Below are 18,042 nucleotides of genomic sequence, written 5' to 3' on the forward strand. Positions count from 1 at the left end.
GTAGGTACGTATGTAACAGGAAAAGCAGAGCCAGGAACAACAATCACAGTTTCAAAAGGGATTGTCATTCTAGGACAAGCAGTAACAAATGAAGATGGTGACTTCACAGTTCTATTATCTTCAAAACAAAGTGCAGGAACAATATTATCAGTTTTTTCAACAGACAAGGCCGGTAATAATAGTTCAATAACTGAAGTAATTGTAGTAGATAAAACTGCACCGAATGCGCCTGTTGTAAATGCGGTACAAGATAATAGTACTTATGTAACAGGAAAAGCAGAGCCAGGATCAACAATCACAGTTTCAAAAGGGATTGACATACTAGGTCAAGCAGTAACAAATCAAGATGGTAATTTCAGCGTTTTATTATCTTCAAAACAAAGTGCAGGAACAAAATTATCTGTTGTTTCAACGGACAAAGCAGGTAATAAGAGTTCAGTCACGGACGTAATTGTAGTAGATAAAACAGCTCCTATCAAACCAGTTGTTAATGTTGTAAAGGATTCTGATACACATGTAACTGGAACAGCAGAAGCAGGTTCGACGATTATCGTTTCTGTAGGAAATAAAACTCTTGGTTCAGTAAAGACAAATAGTAATGGAAGTTTTGACGTTGTAATTGCAAAACAATCAGCTGGAACAGTATTAACAATTGTTTCTACTGATTCGGCAGGAAATACTAGTGCAACAGCTCAAGTAACAGTAATTGATAAAACTCCTCCAATGAAACCAGTTGTCAATGCAGTAAAAGATTCAGATACGAGAGTAACTGGAACAGCTGAAGCAGGATCAACGATTAAGGTTTCAGTAGGAAAAACAATTGTTGGCCAAGGTGTTGTGGACAAACAAGGAAAATTCAGCATTCAATTAAATTCAAAGCAAAAGGCAGGAACAGTATTAACGGTTGTATCGATTGATAAAGCAGGAAATACTAGTGCGACAGCTCAAGTAACCGTAATCGATAAAACACCTCCAACGAAACCAGTTGTCAATACAGTAAAAGATTCAGATACGAGAGTAACTGGTAAAGGTGAAGTTGGGTCCACAATTAAGGTTTCAGTAGGTAAAACAATTGTTGGGCAAGGTACTGTAGATAAACAAGGGAAATTCAGTATCCTATTAAAAACAAAGCAAAAGGCAGGAACAGTATTAACGGTTGTATCGATTGATAAAGCTGGAAATACTAGTGCAACAGTTCAAGTAAAAGTAATCGATAAAACACCTCCAAAAGCACCAACTGTTAAAGCTGTAACAAATAAAACAAAAGTTATTACAGGAACAGCTGAAGCAGGTTCTAAGATAGTAGTTAAGAATGGTTCTACTAAAATTGGGGAAGCAACTGCTAATAGTAGTGGTAAATTTACGATTAAACTTAAATCTTATTTAAAGACTGGAACGACTTTAAAAATTACTTCTACGGATAAGAGTGGAAATGTAAGTAATGCGACTACAATTAAAGTAAAGAAGGGTTGATCAAATCGATAAACCACCCCTTAAAAGGGATATTACATTTTCAAGGTAACATTCATTAGATAAAGGGTTGGGGCTGTCTCATAAGTCGGGTTAACTGACATAAGGGGCGGCCTCCTTTTAATTTCTTGGACGTCTCAGTAGGTGGAGGGTATCCCGGCTACGATTTTCAATAGGAATTGAAAAAGTTGGCCATTTTTTTGATAATTAGCAGGTTTTTATTCGATTTGGTAAGAATTAACACAAATTTACTAGTTTTCTATTCGAAGATTTCTACTAATTTATAATGTTTAGGTTAAAATACCTTAACTGGTACGGGTAATATTTAATTTTAATTGCTATTCTGTGGAATTTAATTGCAGTTTCGGTATTTTTAATTGCGATTCTCAAATTTTAATTGCAGTTTTGCCAATTTTAATTGCGATTTTCAGAATTTATTTGCAGGCCCCTGTTTATTAGCACAAATAGACTCCTTAATTGTTATCCCCCAACTATCATCCGAACTTGCACAAATAAATAATCTACAAGGCTACTCAAGACAAACTCACCAAACGGTTTTATCACAAGAAAATGGAACATATTCCACAAAAAACTAAGTTGTTAATAGAATTTCGAAAACTTATATGATAATATTAAACTATGAATCACGCAAGCGTGATTAATACATGATAAGGAGTGTTAATAGCATATGGCAATTTCTTTACAAAAAGGTCAAAAAGTCGACCTTACAAAAGGAAGAGCGGGACTTTCCTCTTTAATTGTAGGTTTAGGTTGGGATCCAGTGAAAAAAAGTGGCGGTTTTTTCGGATTTGGTAAACAAGAAAATATTGACTGTGACGCTTCTGTTTTAATGTTAGATGAAAATGACAGGTTAAGAAGTGCAAGTGATGTAATCTACTTTGGAAACAAAAAAAGCTTATGTGGTAGCGTAGTACACTCAGGAGATAATCTAACTGGTGATGGAAACGGTGATGATGAGCAAGTATTTGTTAACTTAAATAAGGTGCCATCTTATGTACATAAACTTGTATTTGTTGTGAATATCTATGCTTGTGTTCAACGTAAGCAAGATTTCGGTATGATTAAAAACGCATTTATTCGTGTAGTAGACAAGTCAGCAAACTCTGAGTTAGTACACTACAACATTACTGATAATTATTCAGGTTTAACTGCGTTGTTCCCAGGTGAGATTTATCGCCATAATGGAGAGTGGAAGTTCTCTGCAGTGGGAGAGGGAACAAAGGATATAGCAATCGATAAAATTGTTCAACGTTTTCAATAAATAATAATCAAATAAAAAAGGAGTGTATTTAAAATGACAGTAAATTTATTAAAAGGACAAAAGGTTGATTTAACAAAAACAAATCCTGGTTTAACGAACATTGTTGTTGGATTAGGTTGGGACACTAATAAGTACTCTGGTGGAAATGACTTTGACTTAGATTCATCAGTATTTTTATTAAATGGTGCAAGTAAATGTGCATCTGAAAAAGACTTTGTATTTTATAACAATACTGTAGGTGGAAATGGGTCAGTTGAACACAATGGCGATAATAGAACTGGCGCTGGTGATGGTGACGATGAGCAAGTATCAGTTAATCTAGCAAACGTTCCTGCTTCAGTTGAAAAGATTGCATTTGCGATTACGATTCATGAAGCTGATGTACGTAACCAAAACTTCGGACAAGTAAGCAACTCTTATGTTCGTATTTTAAATGAAACGAATGGGGAAGAGTTAATCCGTTATGATTTAGGTGAAGATTTCTCAATTGAAACTTCAGTAGTTGTAGGTGAATTATATCGCCACAATGGCGAATGGAAATTTAATGCGATTGGTAGTGGATACCAAGGCGGTTTAATTTCATTAGTTAGAGATTACGGATTAGACGCTTAATTTTACCTAACAAAAAAGTAGGTTAATAGTTAAAGGGGGAAAGTGTTTATATTTCCCCTTTATTATCATTTAGTACATCTTTAGAAAGATAGTGAGGAATAAGTTTCTAAAGATGTCCTAGATGGTAATTAAGTTTAAAATGTTTTCCTAATGTAATGTTGCATTATTTGGAAGTTCGGGGTGGGATTTTGAATAAACAAAGTAATACGATAAATTTAAATGATCTAAGTTTACTTAGTTCGCGTCAAGCGTGTCAAGAATGGGGGATCAATGACTCAACATTACGGAAACGAATAAATGATTTTCCAGAAGGTACGATACGTAAATTTGGTTCCTCTTGGGTAGTAACTCGTGAAGGTATGTTAGCAGTTTTCGGACAAGCAAAAATGAAATAATGACATCGGAAAGGAGTATCTATATGTCTGTGATCAACCCAAAAGCAATGGATATTAATCAACATGAGTGGTTGAGTATCTTGAAACAACCTTTGAAATTAAGACAATCTTATCAAGTAGAAGGTGAAACCATACAGTTTAATCAAATTGCATGGCGAATTTTAGGAACAAACATTGATGAAGACGAGTATTTTGAAAACTTATATGAACTAGTACATGACGAGTCTTTAAATGTCATTCTATTAAGCGATGATTTAAACAAGACAATTTCGAATAATATGTTGCAAGCAGTTCAAAGAATAGTAACAATAAACACTGCTGAAAATGGATTGTCAGTGAACAGACTAATTGCATTCCTTGAAGGTGAGCGATTAATTCCGAAACACGAAAATCAGAACATACATAGACATATTCGAGAGCAAATTAAATCTGTATTATCTATCTTTAAAGATTCACATAAAAATGGATTCCTTGATCCTAATTTTAGAAGGATAATAGTTGATCTCGTGAAATGGTTACATAACCATGTAAATAAATGGATTGAGAGTTTTCCTAATAGTTCTCCACTGATCTTATGGTATGGTGACACAACGTTAAGTGAATGTTATTTCCTTTACTTACTAATCCTTTTAGGTTTTGATGTTGCTATATTTCATCCTGAGGGCAAAGATTCATTATCTCATTTATTGGGTACCAAGAGCGACGGAATTAAAATATTACCTTCAACGACACCTTTAGTACCTTTTCCAATAGAAAAGCCAGTTAGAAAGAGTACAGTTGCCCATAGAGCAACAAAGGAAATTGAGAAATTATTGCATACTGAGGATTCATTATTATATAAACCATGGCAATTTAGAAATTATGCTCCTCGATCAATTACGTTAAAAACAACCTTTGATGAACTATTCATTTTACATAAAGAAAGAGCAATGTTACGTCCTAATTTTCAAGTAAAGGACAATAGTATTGAAATACCAGTTTTCTTTATGAAGATTTTAGGCGTGACAAAAAATCACCGTGAATACTGGGAAAAGATTAGCCAACTAACTGAAAGCAATTTAACACTTAAAATAGATAAATTTCCATTTACCCAATTAGTTAAAGGAAACCAACAATATCATTATCAAAATTCTTTAGGGCGTGACGGGCTACTTGATCCTGATAAGATGATGGCTAGTAACTGGTGGAGATATAAGGAACTTCCAAGCGGATTACAGTTTGGTCTAGCTTCTGCTATATCCAGATATGTTGACCGAGCTAATATTAAGTCGCTACCAAATGAAACAATGGATCAGACACAACTATTTTTATTTAGCCAATCAATGAATATACCAAATGAAATATTAAGATTACTACAACAGTTTGATTATACACAGCAAGTTCCAAAATTAATTATTTATAATACAGAAAGAGATGGTGAACTAAATAGAAACGATGCAGCACTACTTCTTTTATTAAATGAGTTTGGAGTGGATCTAGTTTTACTTAATCCGACGGGTCAGAATGATATCGAATTATTCGTAGATGACAAATTATTCGATTCTCATTGGCTAGATGAAGTTACTTTTGATACTGAATTTCAAGTGTTGCGAGCATCAGGACAGTCACTAATTAAAAATCTATTTAGAAAAATAGTTAAATAAAGGGGAACTTAAAATGTCTATAAATACACTTACTAGTTTAGAAAAGCAAGATGAAATTTTACAAGCGAATGCAAATGATATGAAATTACAATTAAGAAATGAACCTGAAGTACACCGTTTAGCAGGTTCAATAGACCATAAAAATCAAATAGCTTTATTGGAGTATGGGAAAGAGCCAGCAACTGAAATTTCAACCTTCTCAGGTAAAATATTAAATACAATTAAAGCTTCTAGTATGGAAGAATCTAGCGTTCTATTGAAACAATTAGGGAAAATTATGGACCGCTTTGATGCGAAAGATTTTGCAGAAGAAAAAGGGCTTTTTTCAAAAATTTTTAATCGCGGTCAAAAGTTAATTGATAAATTATTTGATAAATATCAATCAATGGGTACTGAAATTGATAAAGTCTATGTAGAAATTACAAAGTATGAACACGAAATGAAAACATCTACAAATACATTAGAACAACTATACGAGCAAAATGTAACATATTATATGGAGTTAGAAAAATATATTGTAGCTGCAGAAATGAAAGCAGAAGAGTTAAAAACACAGCTGCCTGCTTTAACTGAAAGAGCTGGATCAGGTAATCAACTTGCTATGATGGAGTTAGATTCCTTAAAGAATGCCATCGAGTTACTTGAACAACGAACTTACGATTTAGAAATGGCAAAACAAGTTGCTTATCAATCAGCTCCGCAAATTCGCTTATTACAACGTGGTAATACTAAACTAATTGGTAAAATTAACTCAGCATTTGTAACAACAATTCCAATTTTTAAAACTGCATTAATTAATGCAATAGCAGCTAAGAGACAAAACTTAGTAGCGCAATCAATGAATGAATTAGATAAGAGAACAAACGAATTATTATTACGTAATGCCAATACAATTTCACAGCAAAGTGTTGATATTGCTAGATTATCAGGTTCTCCTAGCATTAAGATTGAAACGATGGAAGAAACTTGGAATATCATCATGAAGGGTATGCAAGAAACAAAAGCGATTGAAGAAGAAAATAAAATTCAACGTGAACAAGGTAAATTGCGTTTAGAACAGCTGCAAGAAAACTACATTAAGCTTAAACAAGGAAAGTAAAGATATTAAGGGGTATTCGATCGTTTTGAAAAGTCAGTGGCCGACAAGCTACTGACTTTTTTTGTATTGGATTTTTACTGAACGCTTCTTAATTATTTACTTAATGCTGAATTAAATAGTGTTTCTTCTTTAGATAATCGGGGAGTCTTTTTAGTAAAATTTGATTCTTTTATGTTAAAAAAATGTTATTATAATATAATGAGATGGAATGAAAAGTTAATGCAAAATACATAGGCGTTGTAAATAAATGGAAGGTTAGAATGGTGGCACTTAACTAAATGATTAAAGTTGACAAGTGAATAATTCTGAAAGTTCTGTAACAATGACGAAAATATATTGACAATAAAAGTCTCTTTAGTATAATTAATGATTGAAAATGATTATCAACTTCAATGTTAATTAAGGAGAGAACGAAATGATTAGCAATATCAAAATGCCCAAATTACTTGGGATTTTCATGTCTTTATTTTTATTGATTGGTCTAGTTGGCTGTTCATCAGATTCAAGTAAAAAGTCAGATAAAAAGTCTTCAAATGAATCCGCTGTCACAGTTGATACTAAATTCGGAAAAGTGGAGATCAAAGGGCATCCGAAACGTGTTGTTGCTCTAGGTTGGGGAGATGCAGAGACGGCACTAAGTCTTGGAGTTGAACCAATTGGTGCGAGTGACTGGCTTGCATTTGGTGGTGACGGTGTAGGACCTTGGTTAAAAGGTGCATATAAAAAATCACCAACTATTCTTGGAACAATGGAACTTGATTATGAGAAAATTGCTTCTCTTAAACCAGATTTAATTCTTGATGTAAAATCTTCAGGTGATGAAGAACGATATAAACGCCTTTCAGAGATCGCACCAACGGTTGGAGTTCCTAAGGGTGGAGATAATTATTTAACGAATACTACAGATCAGGTGCGAATGATTGCACAAGCACTTGGTAAAGTTGATAAAGGTGAACAATTACTTAAGGATGTAGATGTGGCATTTGATAAAGCGGCTAAGGCAAATCCTGAATTTGCAGGTAAAACGGTTGCAGTTGGTGCTTATGATTCTTCAGGTTTTGGTGCATACGTAAAAGGCGATTCTCGTGTTGATTTTATAACGCGACTTGGATTCAAAAACAAGGAAGAGATTGAAAAATTAGCTAAGGGTAACTTCTTTATTAAAGTTGCTGACGAAAAGTTAGATCTATTAAATGCTGATCTTACGATTGTTTTACCTATTTTTGTTGATCCAAAAGAGATAGCAAATAATAAACTTTATCAGAAGATTCCTTCTGTAGCTGATGGAAGATCAATTATACTTGATACAAATTCATCAAACGCATTCTCAACAGGAACGGTTCCTGCATTATTATGGGCAATTGATAATTTACCACCACAGTTTAAAAAAGCATTAGAAGGCGGGGAGTAATACAGTGACAACGATGAAGCAACCAAAAAACAAAACGACTCAAGTAGTTGGGAATAATGCAAAGACAATTACTTCAATGAGGTTGCAACGATTTTTGGGCTTCATCGTAGCATTATTACTTTTAGTAGGCGTAGTGTTCTTGAGTTTAATGATCGGTGCTAAATCAATTCCTTTTGGGGTAGTATGGGATGCGTTGTTTTCACCAAACAATAGCTATGACCACACGATCATTCAAAATACAAGGATACCACGAACAGTTATTGCACTAATTGTTGGTCCAGCATTCGGACTAGCTGGAGCATTAATCCAGGTACTGACTAGGAATCCTCTAGCAGACCCTGGAATTCTTGGTGTAAATGCTGGGGCAGCCTTCGCAGTTGCGATAGGGGTTGGTGTATTTTCTGTTACATCGGTGACTGCCTATATGTGGTTTGCACTTGCTGGTGCATTAATAGCGACAATTGCTGTGTATGTTATAAGTGGAGGAGCTGGTAAAAAGGCTCCTACACCTGTACAAATTACACTTGCTGGAGTAGCACTTGGTGCCACTTTGAGTGGGATTACTACATCATTAACATTAATAAATAGTAAGGCATTTGCACGAATGTTAAACTGGAGTGTTGGGACATTAGCTAGGAGAAGTCTTGATGACCTTTGGCTTGTTCTACCCATTTTAATCGTTGGTGCATTATTAGCTTTTGTCATTACTCCTGCATTAAACGCGATTGCCTTCGGAGATGATCGTGCATCCTCTTTAGGAGTAAATGTTGGTGTAACTCGAGCAATAGGTTTGATTGCAATCACGCTATTAGCTGGCGGGGCTACTGCGATAGCTGGACCAATTGGTTTTATAGGTTTAATGGTCCCGCATTGTGTACGATGGTTTGTCGGTCCAGACCAATTCTGGATTTTTCTATACTCAATAGTGGTAGCACCGATCATACTCATCCTTTCAGATATTATTGGTAGAGTTGTATTGTTACCTTCAGAAGTTCCAGTAGGAATCATAACAGGACTAGTTGGAGCACCGATTCTACTGATTCTTGTTCGTAGACGTAAAGCGAGTGGATTATAAAATGAAAATGATTTGTGGCATAGGTTTGAATGTAAGAAGGAGTGAATATTATGCGCCCCATTAATTATGGTAGGCACTATCTACAACTGAAATGGCCTGTAAAGGCGCGAATTGATGTGAGGAGCATGATTGTTACGGCAATCCTTCTTATAGCCACGATTGCAATTGCAATGTTTGCATTAATGGTAGGTACACTGAAATTGAGTGTTCACGAAGTTTTTTCTGCTTTAATTGGCCAAGCGACAGGGATGACGAGAACTGTCGTAGTCGAATGGCGTTTACCACGGGTGGTGGCAGCGATTGTTTTTGGAGCAGGTTTAGCAATAAGTGGCATGATTTTTCAATCAATTACTCGGAACCCATTAGGGTCTCCTGATATCATTGGTTTTACCTCAGGCTCTTATACTGGAGCACTTATAGTGCTACTTGTCGCTAAGTCGACTTCCTATATTAGTATAGCCGGTGGGGCTTTGATTGGCGGATTCACAACGGCTCTCCTTATTTATTTGCTTGCTTTTCGAAAAGGAACGCAGAACTTTCGCCTAATTATCGTCGGCATAGCAGTTTCGGCGATTTTAGGAAGCATCAATTCGATGCTGCTTATTAAAAGTGATGCAGAGGTTGCGTTAACTGCAGCGGCTTGGGGAGTTGGATCAATGAATGGAATAGATTGGAAACAAGTAGTCCCTCCAGCAATTGCTGTCATTATTCTCATTATATGTGCTGGGATTATGAACAGACCATTGCGCGAAATGGAGTTCGGCATGGATGCTGCAAAATCTCATGGTGTTCCAATTGAACGATCCCAAATCTTACTGATTCTTATTGCAGTTGCATTGACGGCTGCTCCAACAGCGGTAGTAGGGCCAGTTAGTTTTGTAGCGCTTGTTGCACCACAAATAGCTAAACGTATCACCAAATCAGAAGAGAGTATTTTACCAGCAGCGATGATGGGAGCGTTTCTTTTACTAGGAGCGGATGTTCTTGCGCAAAGAGTAATTCCAGGAACAATTTTTCCGGTAGGTGTAGTAACTTTATCATTAGGTGGAATATACTTAGTTTGGCTATTATTTCGTCAAGCACGATCAGCAGCTTAAACGAAATAAAAATGTACAAGGTTTAGTAGGAACATTCTCGCAAAAGGGGTTTCATGTATTACGATATTCTGATTGAAAGAAGTTGAAAATGAATTATGAAGTTAACAGCGGCAGAAATTCAAAGCCAAAAGACGATTCAAACAGAGTCTAGGCTTTGGACAGAAAACATTACAATCAAATACGATAATCGGGTAATATCCAGAAACCTTTCAGTACAAATTCCAGACGGATCATTTACAGTAATTGTTGGTCCAAATGGATGTGGGAAATCAACCTTACTCCGAACACTTTCAAATTTGTTAAAGCCATCTGAAGGGCAAATTTTACTAGATGGAAAAGCGATTACATCTTATAAGTCAAAGGAAGTAGCTCGTAAACTAGGTTTGTTACCACAATCTTCAACTGCTCCAGACGGTATAACGGTAGCGAATTTGGTCGCACATGGCCGATACCCATATCAGAGTCTTATAAGACAATGGACTGATGAAGATGAAGCAGCAGTGATGTCTGCGATGGAGCTTACAAATACGAGTGATTTGTCACATCGATACGTTGATGAACTTTCTGGTGGACAAAGACAAAGAGTTTGGGTCGCGATGGTACTTGCCCAACAAACACCAATGCTCCTTCTTGATGAACCAACAACTTACCTTGATATTGCTCATCAAATTGAGTTGTTAGAGTTATTTAAAGATCTTAATCAACAAGGGAATACATTAGTTGCTGTTTTACATGATTTGAATCATGCTGCGAGATATGCAGATAATATTATCGCTATGAAAGATGGCCAAGTTATTGCACAAGGAGATCCTCGGGAGATTATCACTGCAAAACTAGTCGAAGAAGTCTTCGGTTTAAAGTGCATAATAATAGAAGATCCAATAGCTAATACACCACTAGTCGTTCCTTTAGGTAAGGATAGTTAACTTGTGACTTTGGGTTAATATCACTAATAAAAAAATAAGTGAAAATAAATACATTACACTTATTTTTTTATTAGTGATTTTTTGTATAGCTAATTTTTCTAGCTAACTTATTTACAGTCATTCGTTCATCTATTTTTATAACATGATTATTATTAAAAAATTTTAATTTGAACTAATTGTATTTGTTTGAAATAATCAATAGTGGGATCAAAAAGTATTTATTACAATTATTCTAGTAAATGACAAAGCGGAGAATTCATATGAATAAAGAAATGGAAGTAGTCGATCATCTTGAGGAACTGCGTAAAAGAATAATCATTACAGCAGTTACTTTTATTGTTCTATTTATAATTGGACTCGTTTATGTTGAACCAATTTATAAATTCTTAACAAGGGATTTAACATATAAACTAGTCGTACTAAGCCCTGGGGACATATTATGGGTATATTTTTCGATATCTGCCGTTTTTGCGGCCGTTTTTACGATCCCGGTTGCAACTTGGCAAACTTGGTTATTTGTTAAACCGGGTTTACATCCTTCTGAACAAAAAGGGATAGGATTTTATATACCCGCGTTATTTTTTCTGTTTGTTTTTGGATTAGTTATTGGTTATTATTTTGTTTTTCCTAATATCCTTAGATTCCTAACTATAATGGGACAAGGTATGCTTGAACAAAACTACACAGTTGATAAGTATTTCTCTTTTCTATTTAATCTAGTCGTTCCATTTGCTGCATTTTTTGATATGCCAGTCGTAATTATGTTCTTAACAAAGATCGGCATTGTAAAGCCTAGTTACTTACAGAAAGTGAGAAAATATGCATATTTTATCTTAGTAATCGTGGCGTGTTGTATTTCACCACCAGACTTTATTTCACATATTTCAGTCTCGATTCCATTAATTTTATTATATGAACTAAGTATATTAACATCTAAATCGGTATATAGAAAAAAAGAGGTAAATGAGTAAAAGCTCATTTACCTCTTTTTGTTTAACAGCTTTTGTATAAGGTTCATTAAAAAGTCTTAACACTCTTAATTTTTTTATTAGTAAATTTTTAAACTTTGAACAAGTTGACTAATCATAAATTCTGCATAGGTTATAAAAAGCTAGGCAAATGACTTTTGTCGGAAAAAGATGAAGTAAGGAGCATAAACTATGCATTATTCAATTTGGATCACTGTTTTATTTCTGGCCTTTTCATCTAGTATTGATAATTTTGGAGTAGGAATAACATATGGAATTCGAGGTATAAAGGTTGGTTTATTAGCGAATTTAATTATTTCAATCATAGCGTTTATTTTTAGTGAAGCAGGTATTGTTGCAGGAAAATATTTATCAAAAGTGTTCCCAGGAACACTGTCTAATGTAATCGGTGCATTTTTTTTACTGGTGATTGGACTTAGAATTGTTCTACTTACTTTTCCGAGAAAAGATAAAAAGACTATAGTAAATGAAGATGACGAACCAGTTTCAAATATCGTTACAAATTATTTAAGTTCACCGGAAAAAGCCGATGTTGACCATTCAGGAGACATAAGTAGTTTTGAAGCAATCATACTCGGGACTGCTGTTTCAATGAATGCACTTACGAATGGCTTAGGTGTTGGTTTAATCGGACTTTCACCATTTGCAATATCTATAGCTGCTAGTATTTTTAGCTTTTTGGCCATTTGGTTAGGAGTTCTTTTAGGAAAAAAAGTTGCCAATGTAAAAATTGGTGGATGGTCACTTGGACAGTTTAGTTCCATTATTAGTGGAATAATATTAGTGTTGATTGCGATACACAATTTAATATAAAAATAAAATTCGAAAAGAGCTGATGACAAAATTTCAACATCAGCTCTTTTCTTTAATATGTTATTAAGCGATTGTAGATTGGGCGAAATCATCCTCATTTTGTACATCTTTCTTTGAAAAAGAAAGATATCCAACTAGGATAATGATGATAATCGATAATACTAGGCTTACTGGCCCACCACCGAATCCAAGTCCACCGTGCTTTTGAGATACAGAACTCCAGTCAGAAAATGACGCTCCAACAGGTCTAGTCATAATGTAAGCAAACCAAAATGAGAAAATTTCATTTAGCTTGAAGAATTTTCTACCAATTACTGGTATTGCTAATAACACTGCGAACAGTAGACCTGATGTAAAATAACCTAAATGCATTGTTGATGCCGTCATATCGCCAGCAGCAGTTCCTAAAGCGAAAGTTCCCATAACAACCGACCAATATAAAATCTCACGGCGTCGTGTGTATATACTGTGGATCGAAAGAGTTTTCTCCATCTTATACCAAATCATAAAAATAATTGCCAACGAGACGGCAAAAAACACGGTTGATATTACGTATGGAACGCCAAGACCAACGTGTACCACGTCTGCAGCTACTGTACCAAATACACTAATCATTACAACAACTAACCAATAAATACTAGGTACATATTTACGGACTTTAAATTGTAAGTACAAAGACAGAATTAGGACGATTAAAGCTACTGCAACACCTATTACTGGCGTTAAAGTTTTTACGATATAATCGGAAAAAACTTCGCCCATACCAGTCGTTACTAATTTAGTAAGCCAGAAAAAGATTGTTACTTCTGGGACCTTTTTAAATATATTTTGTATTGGTGCACTTGTTGTCTTATTTATTTGCTTTTGTTCAATCATTTCCATTTCATAATCCTCCTTACTGGATTTAAATAAAATGTAAACAAGTTTTATGAAAATAGAATGAAAAACGGGTAGGAATTATGAAAAATCCAGGATTTAGAAATTTTGGTTGTATATCCTTTCGCATTCAATTAGAATCAATTAAAAGAAAATGGGTGATAAAATGATTAAGTATCCAGTTTTTAAAAGTGGTGCAACGATCGGAGTGACCGCACCATCATCTGGCTTAAAAGAGCAGTTCCACGAATTGTTGAAGCAATCGATTCACCGCATGGAAGAAGACGGATTTAAAGTGGAATGTGGAGATGTTGTTTGGACACAGGACAAAGCAAAATCAGCGAATGCTAACAAACGTGCAAATGAATTAAATGTAATGATGGATGATGAGAAAATAGATTTAATTTTTCCGCCGTGGGGTGGAGAGCTTGCAATCGAGATTCTTAATCAATTAACATTTGAAAGCTATAAAGATAAATGGATTTTAGGATATTCTGATACGAGTATTATTTTATTAGCATTTACTTTAATAACAGGCATTGCTAGTGCACACGGTACGAATTTAATCGATTTAAGAGGAGAATACTCCGACGAGACAACGGCTATGTGGCAGAAGGTATTAGCAACTAAATCCGGTGGCTCCATCACTCAAACTTCATCAGAATTGTTCCAAGGAAAATGGCAGCATGAAAATCCAACTCCATATGTATTTCATTTATCCGAAAAAACAAATTGGAAAACTACTTCGAAAAAAGATGAGAAAATTCAAGGAAGATTGCTTGGTGGGTGTATTGATGTGATTAGACATCTTGTCGGAACACCTTATGGTGATGTGCGTTTATTTAGAGGTAAATACATTGGAGAAGAACTAATTATCTGGTATTTTGAGAATTGTGAAATGAATACAACAGATTTAAGAAGATCCTTAGTGCAGATGAAATTAGCCGGATGGTTTGAAAATTGCTCAGGGATATTATTTGGACGTAGTGCGGCAAATCAAACTGTCGATAACTATACAATAGAAGATGTATATAATGAGTTAAATGAAGAATTAGCTATCCCAATTATTTATGATATTGATTGCGGGCATGTACCACCTCAAATTACTTTGATTAACGGAGCATTTGCTGAAGTAGAAGTAAATGGTGGAAAAGGTAAGATTGTTCAGTCTTTTATTTAATTCAAAACATGAAGCGTTTTTTTATAAAAAGAACGCTTATTTTTTAATTTAAAAAAAGAAATCAAGAGCCATTATTGTAACAATCACCGTGAAAATACCAATCACTACTTTTGTGTAAAGAATATATCCATCAGAAAGTTCGGGTTCTTCTTTATACATCCAACGTCTACCCCATAATATACTTTCCCTTGTATCAAAAAAGGACCATAACAAAATAGCGTATATAGGAATTAATAAAATAAAGCATACAATTTTCCCTACCATAGTTTCGCCTCCTTTTTAGATAAATTTTAATATTTTAGAACACATTTCATTTGTTTACTGAAAAGTTTGAATATTAATGTTATAATGACATTCCTTGTCTCAAAAAAGTGTTTATTAAAAGAGGATGGATATTATGGAAATTTTATTAATTCGTCATGGTCAATCTGAGGCAGATCTATTAAATGTACATGAAGGTAGAGCAGATTTTTCTTTAACTGATTTAGGGATTAAACAAGTTCAAAAAATGGCTGAAAGAGTAAAAAATGAATTTGCACCAGAATTAATCTGGTCGAGCACTCTAAAAAGAGCGATAGAAACTGCAACAATACTTTCAGAAAATACAGGATGCGAAATAAAATTTGAAGACTATTTAATGGAACATAATAATGGTGTTCTAGCAGGAGTATCATTTGAAGAAGCAAAAAAGATCCCTATGCCTGAGCATCCTCATGAAAGAGTAGAAAATGGGGAGTCTGCAATCGAATTTCGAATGAGAATGGAAATGATTTTTTCGAGAATTTTAGCAAGTTCAACTAATTTTAATCGAATTGCAATTGTAGCTCACGGTGGTGTTATACATAATTTAATCCATTCATTTTTAAAAATGCCGATTCATACAGACTTTGGATTTTTTACTGGAGATACAGGTATTCACTTATTAGAGATTAATGAAAGAGGTAGATTGATCCGTTTTCTAAATGATACGAATCATATTAAGGATCTAGTAGAGGTGGCAAAATGAAAAAGGTTAATGTAGTTTATACGCTTATTTATGATGATTTAAATAAAAGTGTTTTAATGGTACAAAATGAAAATGAAGTTTGGACCTTACCTGGCGGTGCTGTCGAAGAAAATGAAACGCTAAAACAAGCAGCAGTACGAGAGGCGTATGAGGAAACTGGATTAGAAGTGGAAGTAGGAAATATAGTCGCAATTAACGAAGCTTTTTTTCCTGAAAGAGGGCATCATGCAATTTTAATTACATTTAGTGCAAAAATAATAGGTGGAAATCTAGTCATTTCACAAGAAGAGGAAATCCTACAAATTAAATGGATAGATCTCCAAACGGCAAATCAATTAATGCCCTATCATAAGTCGGGAATCGAAAAATTATTAGAATCATCTGTTCCTTATACATTTCAAGGGTAAGTATGTTAGTTAATTTTTATAGAGATTATGGGGATTACTAAATGCTTTAGTCTCTTAAAATCGTACTCGTCTCCTAAACCCCCGCATTTAATCCTGCCCTTTTTTGTCTTGTATAAGTGCTTAAAAGACTATAACATAGTAATATTATGGCATAATATAAGAAAGTCAAATTATTAAATAGAATCAGGAGCAATAAAATGATTATCAATAATGAACAAGAATTAGAAGCTTTAAGAAAGATCGGTCGTATCGTTGCGTTAGCGAGAGAGGAAATGAAAGCAAGAGCTGTTGTTGGAATGACAACTAAAGAATTAGATGAAATCGGTAGACAAGTTTTAGAGGAGCATGGTGCAACTTCAGCCCCACAAAAAGAGTATGATTTTCCTGGCACAACTTGTATTAGTGTTAATGAAGAAGTAGCCCATGGAATTCCAGGAGACAGAGTACTTCAAGATGGTGATTTAGTTAATGTCGACGTGTCAGCAGCATTAGATGGATACTACGCAGACACTGGAATCTCTTTCGTAGTTGGGAAAGGTGATTTATTAAAAGAGAAGCTTTGTAAAGTTGCAGAAGATGCATTTTGGGCTGCAATGAAAAAAACAAAAGCAGGTTCAAAACAAAACCAAATTGGAAGAGCAGTATATAATGAAGCAAGTAAAAATGGTTTAAATGTCATTGAAAATCTAACAGGCCACGGAATTGGAAAAAGCCTTCACGAAAGCCCACAACATATTTTAAGTTATTTCGATCCAATGGATAAAGCCTTATTAAAGGACGGTCTTGTATTAGCAGTTGAGCCGTTTATCTCTGCAAATGCAGACCACATTATCGAGTCAGGAGATGGCTGGACTTTTGTAACGCCAGATAAGAGTTTAGTTGCCCAATGCGAACATACAATTGTTGTAACAAAAGGTGAACCAATTATTTTAACTCAGATTTAAGAAATAAGAAAAGCGAAGAATTTAAGTTCTTCGCTTTTATTTTTTGGGTTACATTTACTTAGAATAATTTAACTCCCAAGTAAATCCGTTCTTATCTTTTACTACAGCAAATCTAGCATTCCAAAATGTGTCTTGAAGCTCCATATGAATTTCTCCGTCTTTTGATAACTTTTCATAAATCGAATTAATTTCACCTTCAGAACTCATGTCTAGTGTTGTCCAAACATTGTCACCTTTTGTTAATTGTCTAAATGCATCTGCAAAATAAATTACACAGTTTTCATTGATATGTAATTCTGCATGTATATATTTTCCTTCGTGCCCTTTAAACATTTCCATACCATCGCCGGTTTGTGTGTTTTTAATTTCCCCACCAAAGATTTGTTTGTAGTACTCCAGTTCTTCTTTACAGTTTTCAACGTAAATATGAGGTAAAATTTTTTTCATTTTTTTCTCCTCTTTCTTTAGGTCTAATGAATATTTATATATGAATTGCGAACAATAACTCACAGTTTTAAGTATAACCAAATAGAATAATTATTGTGCTAAAAGTTAAAATATTTTATAATTTAAATAAATTTAAGTTCGAAAGGGAGGTGTAGAAAAGATGTTACGTTTTCAAATGGTTTGCGCACAAATGATAGAATTCTTATATTATTGTCGTGCAAAATTTGCGTTTTTAGCTGTTAACGGGATACGTCTGTCCATTTTTAACAATTTAACAACTCAAATAAAACGAAAACGTACTCTTTCCTACGACTTTAATTGATAAAATAATCGTGTGATTACACACTTCTATTTAAAATCATTATTTAAG

20 protein-coding genes are annotated in these 18,042 nt (G+C 34.4%); 17 read left to right on the plus strand and 3 right to left on the minus strand.

Annotation, left to right across the window (positions count from 1 at the left end):
- The 12 genes from ACFWM3_RS03570 to ytaF form a co-directional block, all read left to right on the plus strand.
- Positions 1–1,473, plus strand: a 1,473-nt coding sequence (locus tag ACFWM3_RS03570; RefSeq protein ID WP_390310276.1) for an Ig-like domain-containing protein, incomplete at its 5' end; no start/stop codon positions are given.
- Between the two features lie 685 nt (positions 1,474–2,158).
- The gene (locus ACFWM3_RS03575; protein WP_056468898.1) at positions 2,159–2,752 is read left to right on the plus strand and encodes a TerD family protein; all 594 of its coding nucleotides are present in this window, start codon (positions 2,159–2,161) and stop codon (positions 2,750–2,752) included.
- A gap of 33 nt (positions 2,753–2,785) precedes the next feature.
- On the plus strand, positions 2,786–3,364 hold the full coding sequence (locus tag ACFWM3_RS03580) for a TerD family protein (protein WP_056468894.1): 579 nt from the start codon (positions 2,786–2,788) through the stop codon (positions 3,362–3,364).
- Between the two features lie 188 nt (positions 3,365–3,552).
- A complete protein-coding gene (locus tag ACFWM3_RS03585) occupies positions 3,553–3,759 on the plus strand; it encodes a helix-turn-helix domain-containing protein (protein ID WP_390310278.1) in 207 nt (68 codons plus the stop codon).
- A gap of 23 nt (positions 3,760–3,782) precedes the next feature.
- Positions 3,783–5,402, plus strand: coding sequence for a YceG family protein (locus tag ACFWM3_RS03590; RefSeq protein WP_390310280.1), 1,620 nt, complete (start codon positions 3,783–3,785; stop codon positions 5,400–5,402).
- Positions 5,403–5,415: 13 nt separating this feature from the next.
- The gene (locus ACFWM3_RS03595; protein ID WP_390310281.1) at positions 5,416–6,501 is read left to right on the plus strand and encodes a toxic anion resistance protein; all 1,086 of its coding nucleotides are present in this window, start codon (positions 5,416–5,418) and stop codon (positions 6,499–6,501) included.
- Between the two features lie 415 nt (positions 6,502–6,916).
- A complete protein-coding gene (locus ACFWM3_RS03600) occupies positions 6,917–7,912 on the plus strand; it encodes an iron-siderophore ABC transporter substrate-binding protein (protein ID WP_390310283.1) in 996 nt (331 codons plus the stop codon).
- A 13-nt stretch (positions 7,913–7,925) separates the two neighbouring features.
- Complete coding sequence (locus ACFWM3_RS03605) at positions 7,926–8,987, plus strand: FecCD family ABC transporter permease (protein WP_390310379.1); 1,062 nt, start codon at positions 7,926–7,928, stop codon at positions 8,985–8,987.
- 50 nt (positions 8,988–9,037) lie between these two features.
- Entirely contained in the window at positions 9,038–10,084 is a 1,047-nt protein-coding gene (locus ACFWM3_RS03610) for a FecCD family ABC transporter permease (RefSeq protein WP_390310285.1), read from the plus strand.
- A 95-nt stretch (positions 10,085–10,179) separates the two neighbouring features.
- Positions 10,180–11,010: an ABC transporter ATP-binding protein gene (locus tag ACFWM3_RS03615; protein WP_335474045.1), complete on the plus strand. Its 831-nt coding sequence runs from the start codon at positions 10,180–10,182 to the stop codon at positions 11,008–11,010.
- A 260-nt stretch (positions 11,011–11,270) separates the two neighbouring features.
- Entirely contained in the window at positions 11,271–11,981 is a 711-nt protein-coding gene (gene tatC / locus ACFWM3_RS03620; protein ID WP_286131628.1) for a twin-arginine translocase subunit TatC, read from the plus strand.
- Between the two features lie 189 nt (positions 11,982–12,170).
- A complete protein-coding gene (ytaF, locus tag ACFWM3_RS03625) occupies positions 12,171–12,812 on the plus strand; it encodes a sporulation membrane protein YtaF (RefSeq protein WP_056468870.1) in 642 nt (213 codons plus the stop codon).
- A gap of 63 nt (positions 12,813–12,875) precedes the next feature.
- On the opposite strand, the gene ACFWM3_RS03630 is transcribed toward ytaF, so the two are convergent.
- Positions 12,876–13,694 carry a COG4705 family protein gene (locus tag ACFWM3_RS03630; protein ID WP_390310287.1) on the minus strand — a complete coding sequence of 273 codons (819 nt, stop codon included), beginning with the start codon at positions 13,692–13,694 and terminating at the stop codon, positions 12,876–12,878.
- Positions 13,695–13,854: 160 nt separating this feature from the next.
- On the opposite strand from ACFWM3_RS03630, the gene ACFWM3_RS03635 reads away from it, so the two are divergent.
- A complete protein-coding gene (locus ACFWM3_RS03635) occupies positions 13,855–14,868 on the plus strand; it encodes a S66 family peptidase (RefSeq protein WP_390310289.1) in 1,014 nt (337 codons plus the stop codon).
- Positions 14,869–14,916: 48 nt separating this feature from the next.
- Here ACFWM3_RS03635 and ACFWM3_RS03640 read toward each other — a convergent pair whose 3' ends face one another.
- Positions 14,917–15,132, minus strand: a complete 216-nt coding sequence (locus tag ACFWM3_RS03640) for a DUF6199 family natural product biosynthesis protein (RefSeq protein ID WP_390310290.1) — start codon at positions 15,130–15,132, stop codon at positions 14,917–14,919.
- Positions 15,133–15,265: 133 nt separating this feature from the next.
- Between ACFWM3_RS03640 and ACFWM3_RS03645 the strand changes: the two genes are divergently transcribed.
- The 3 genes from ACFWM3_RS03645 to map all read left to right on the plus strand — a co-directional run bounded on the left by ACFWM3_RS03645 (position 15,266) and on the right by map (position 17,225).
- Entirely contained in the window at positions 15,266–15,874 is a 609-nt protein-coding gene (locus ACFWM3_RS03645; RefSeq protein ID WP_390310292.1) for a histidine phosphatase family protein, read from the plus strand.
- The gene (locus ACFWM3_RS03650; protein WP_390310294.1) at positions 15,871–16,281 is read left to right on the plus strand and encodes an NUDIX hydrolase; all 411 of its coding nucleotides are present in this window, start codon (positions 15,871–15,873) and stop codon (positions 16,279–16,281) included. Before ACFWM3_RS03645 ends, ACFWM3_RS03650 begins: the two co-directional genes overlap by 4 nt.
- Before the next feature lie 197 nt (positions 16,282–16,478).
- A complete protein-coding gene (map, locus tag ACFWM3_RS03655) occupies positions 16,479–17,225 on the plus strand; it encodes a type I methionyl aminopeptidase (RefSeq protein WP_056468854.1) in 747 nt (248 codons plus the stop codon).
- A 54-nt stretch (positions 17,226–17,279) separates the two neighbouring features.
- On the opposite strand, the gene ACFWM3_RS03660 is transcribed toward map, so the two are convergent.
- The gene (locus ACFWM3_RS03660; protein WP_390310295.1) at positions 17,280–17,672 is read right to left on the minus strand and encodes a VOC family protein; all 393 of its coding nucleotides are present in this window, start codon (positions 17,670–17,672) and stop codon (positions 17,280–17,282) included.
- A 190-nt stretch (positions 17,673–17,862) separates the two neighbouring features.
- On the opposite strand from ACFWM3_RS03660, the gene ACFWM3_RS03665 reads away from it, so the two are divergent.
- The gene (locus tag ACFWM3_RS03665; RefSeq protein ID WP_286131636.1) at positions 17,863–17,994 is read left to right on the plus strand and encodes an RAxF-45 family protein; all 132 of its coding nucleotides are present in this window, start codon (positions 17,863–17,865) and stop codon (positions 17,992–17,994) included.
- Positions 17,995–18,042: the final 48 nt, after the last annotated feature.

The sequence above is a fragment of the Gottfriedia sp. NPDC058432 genome (assembly GCF_042721555.1).
Classification (GTDB): domain Bacteria; phylum Bacillota; class Bacilli; order Bacillales; family Bacillaceae_G; genus Gottfriedia.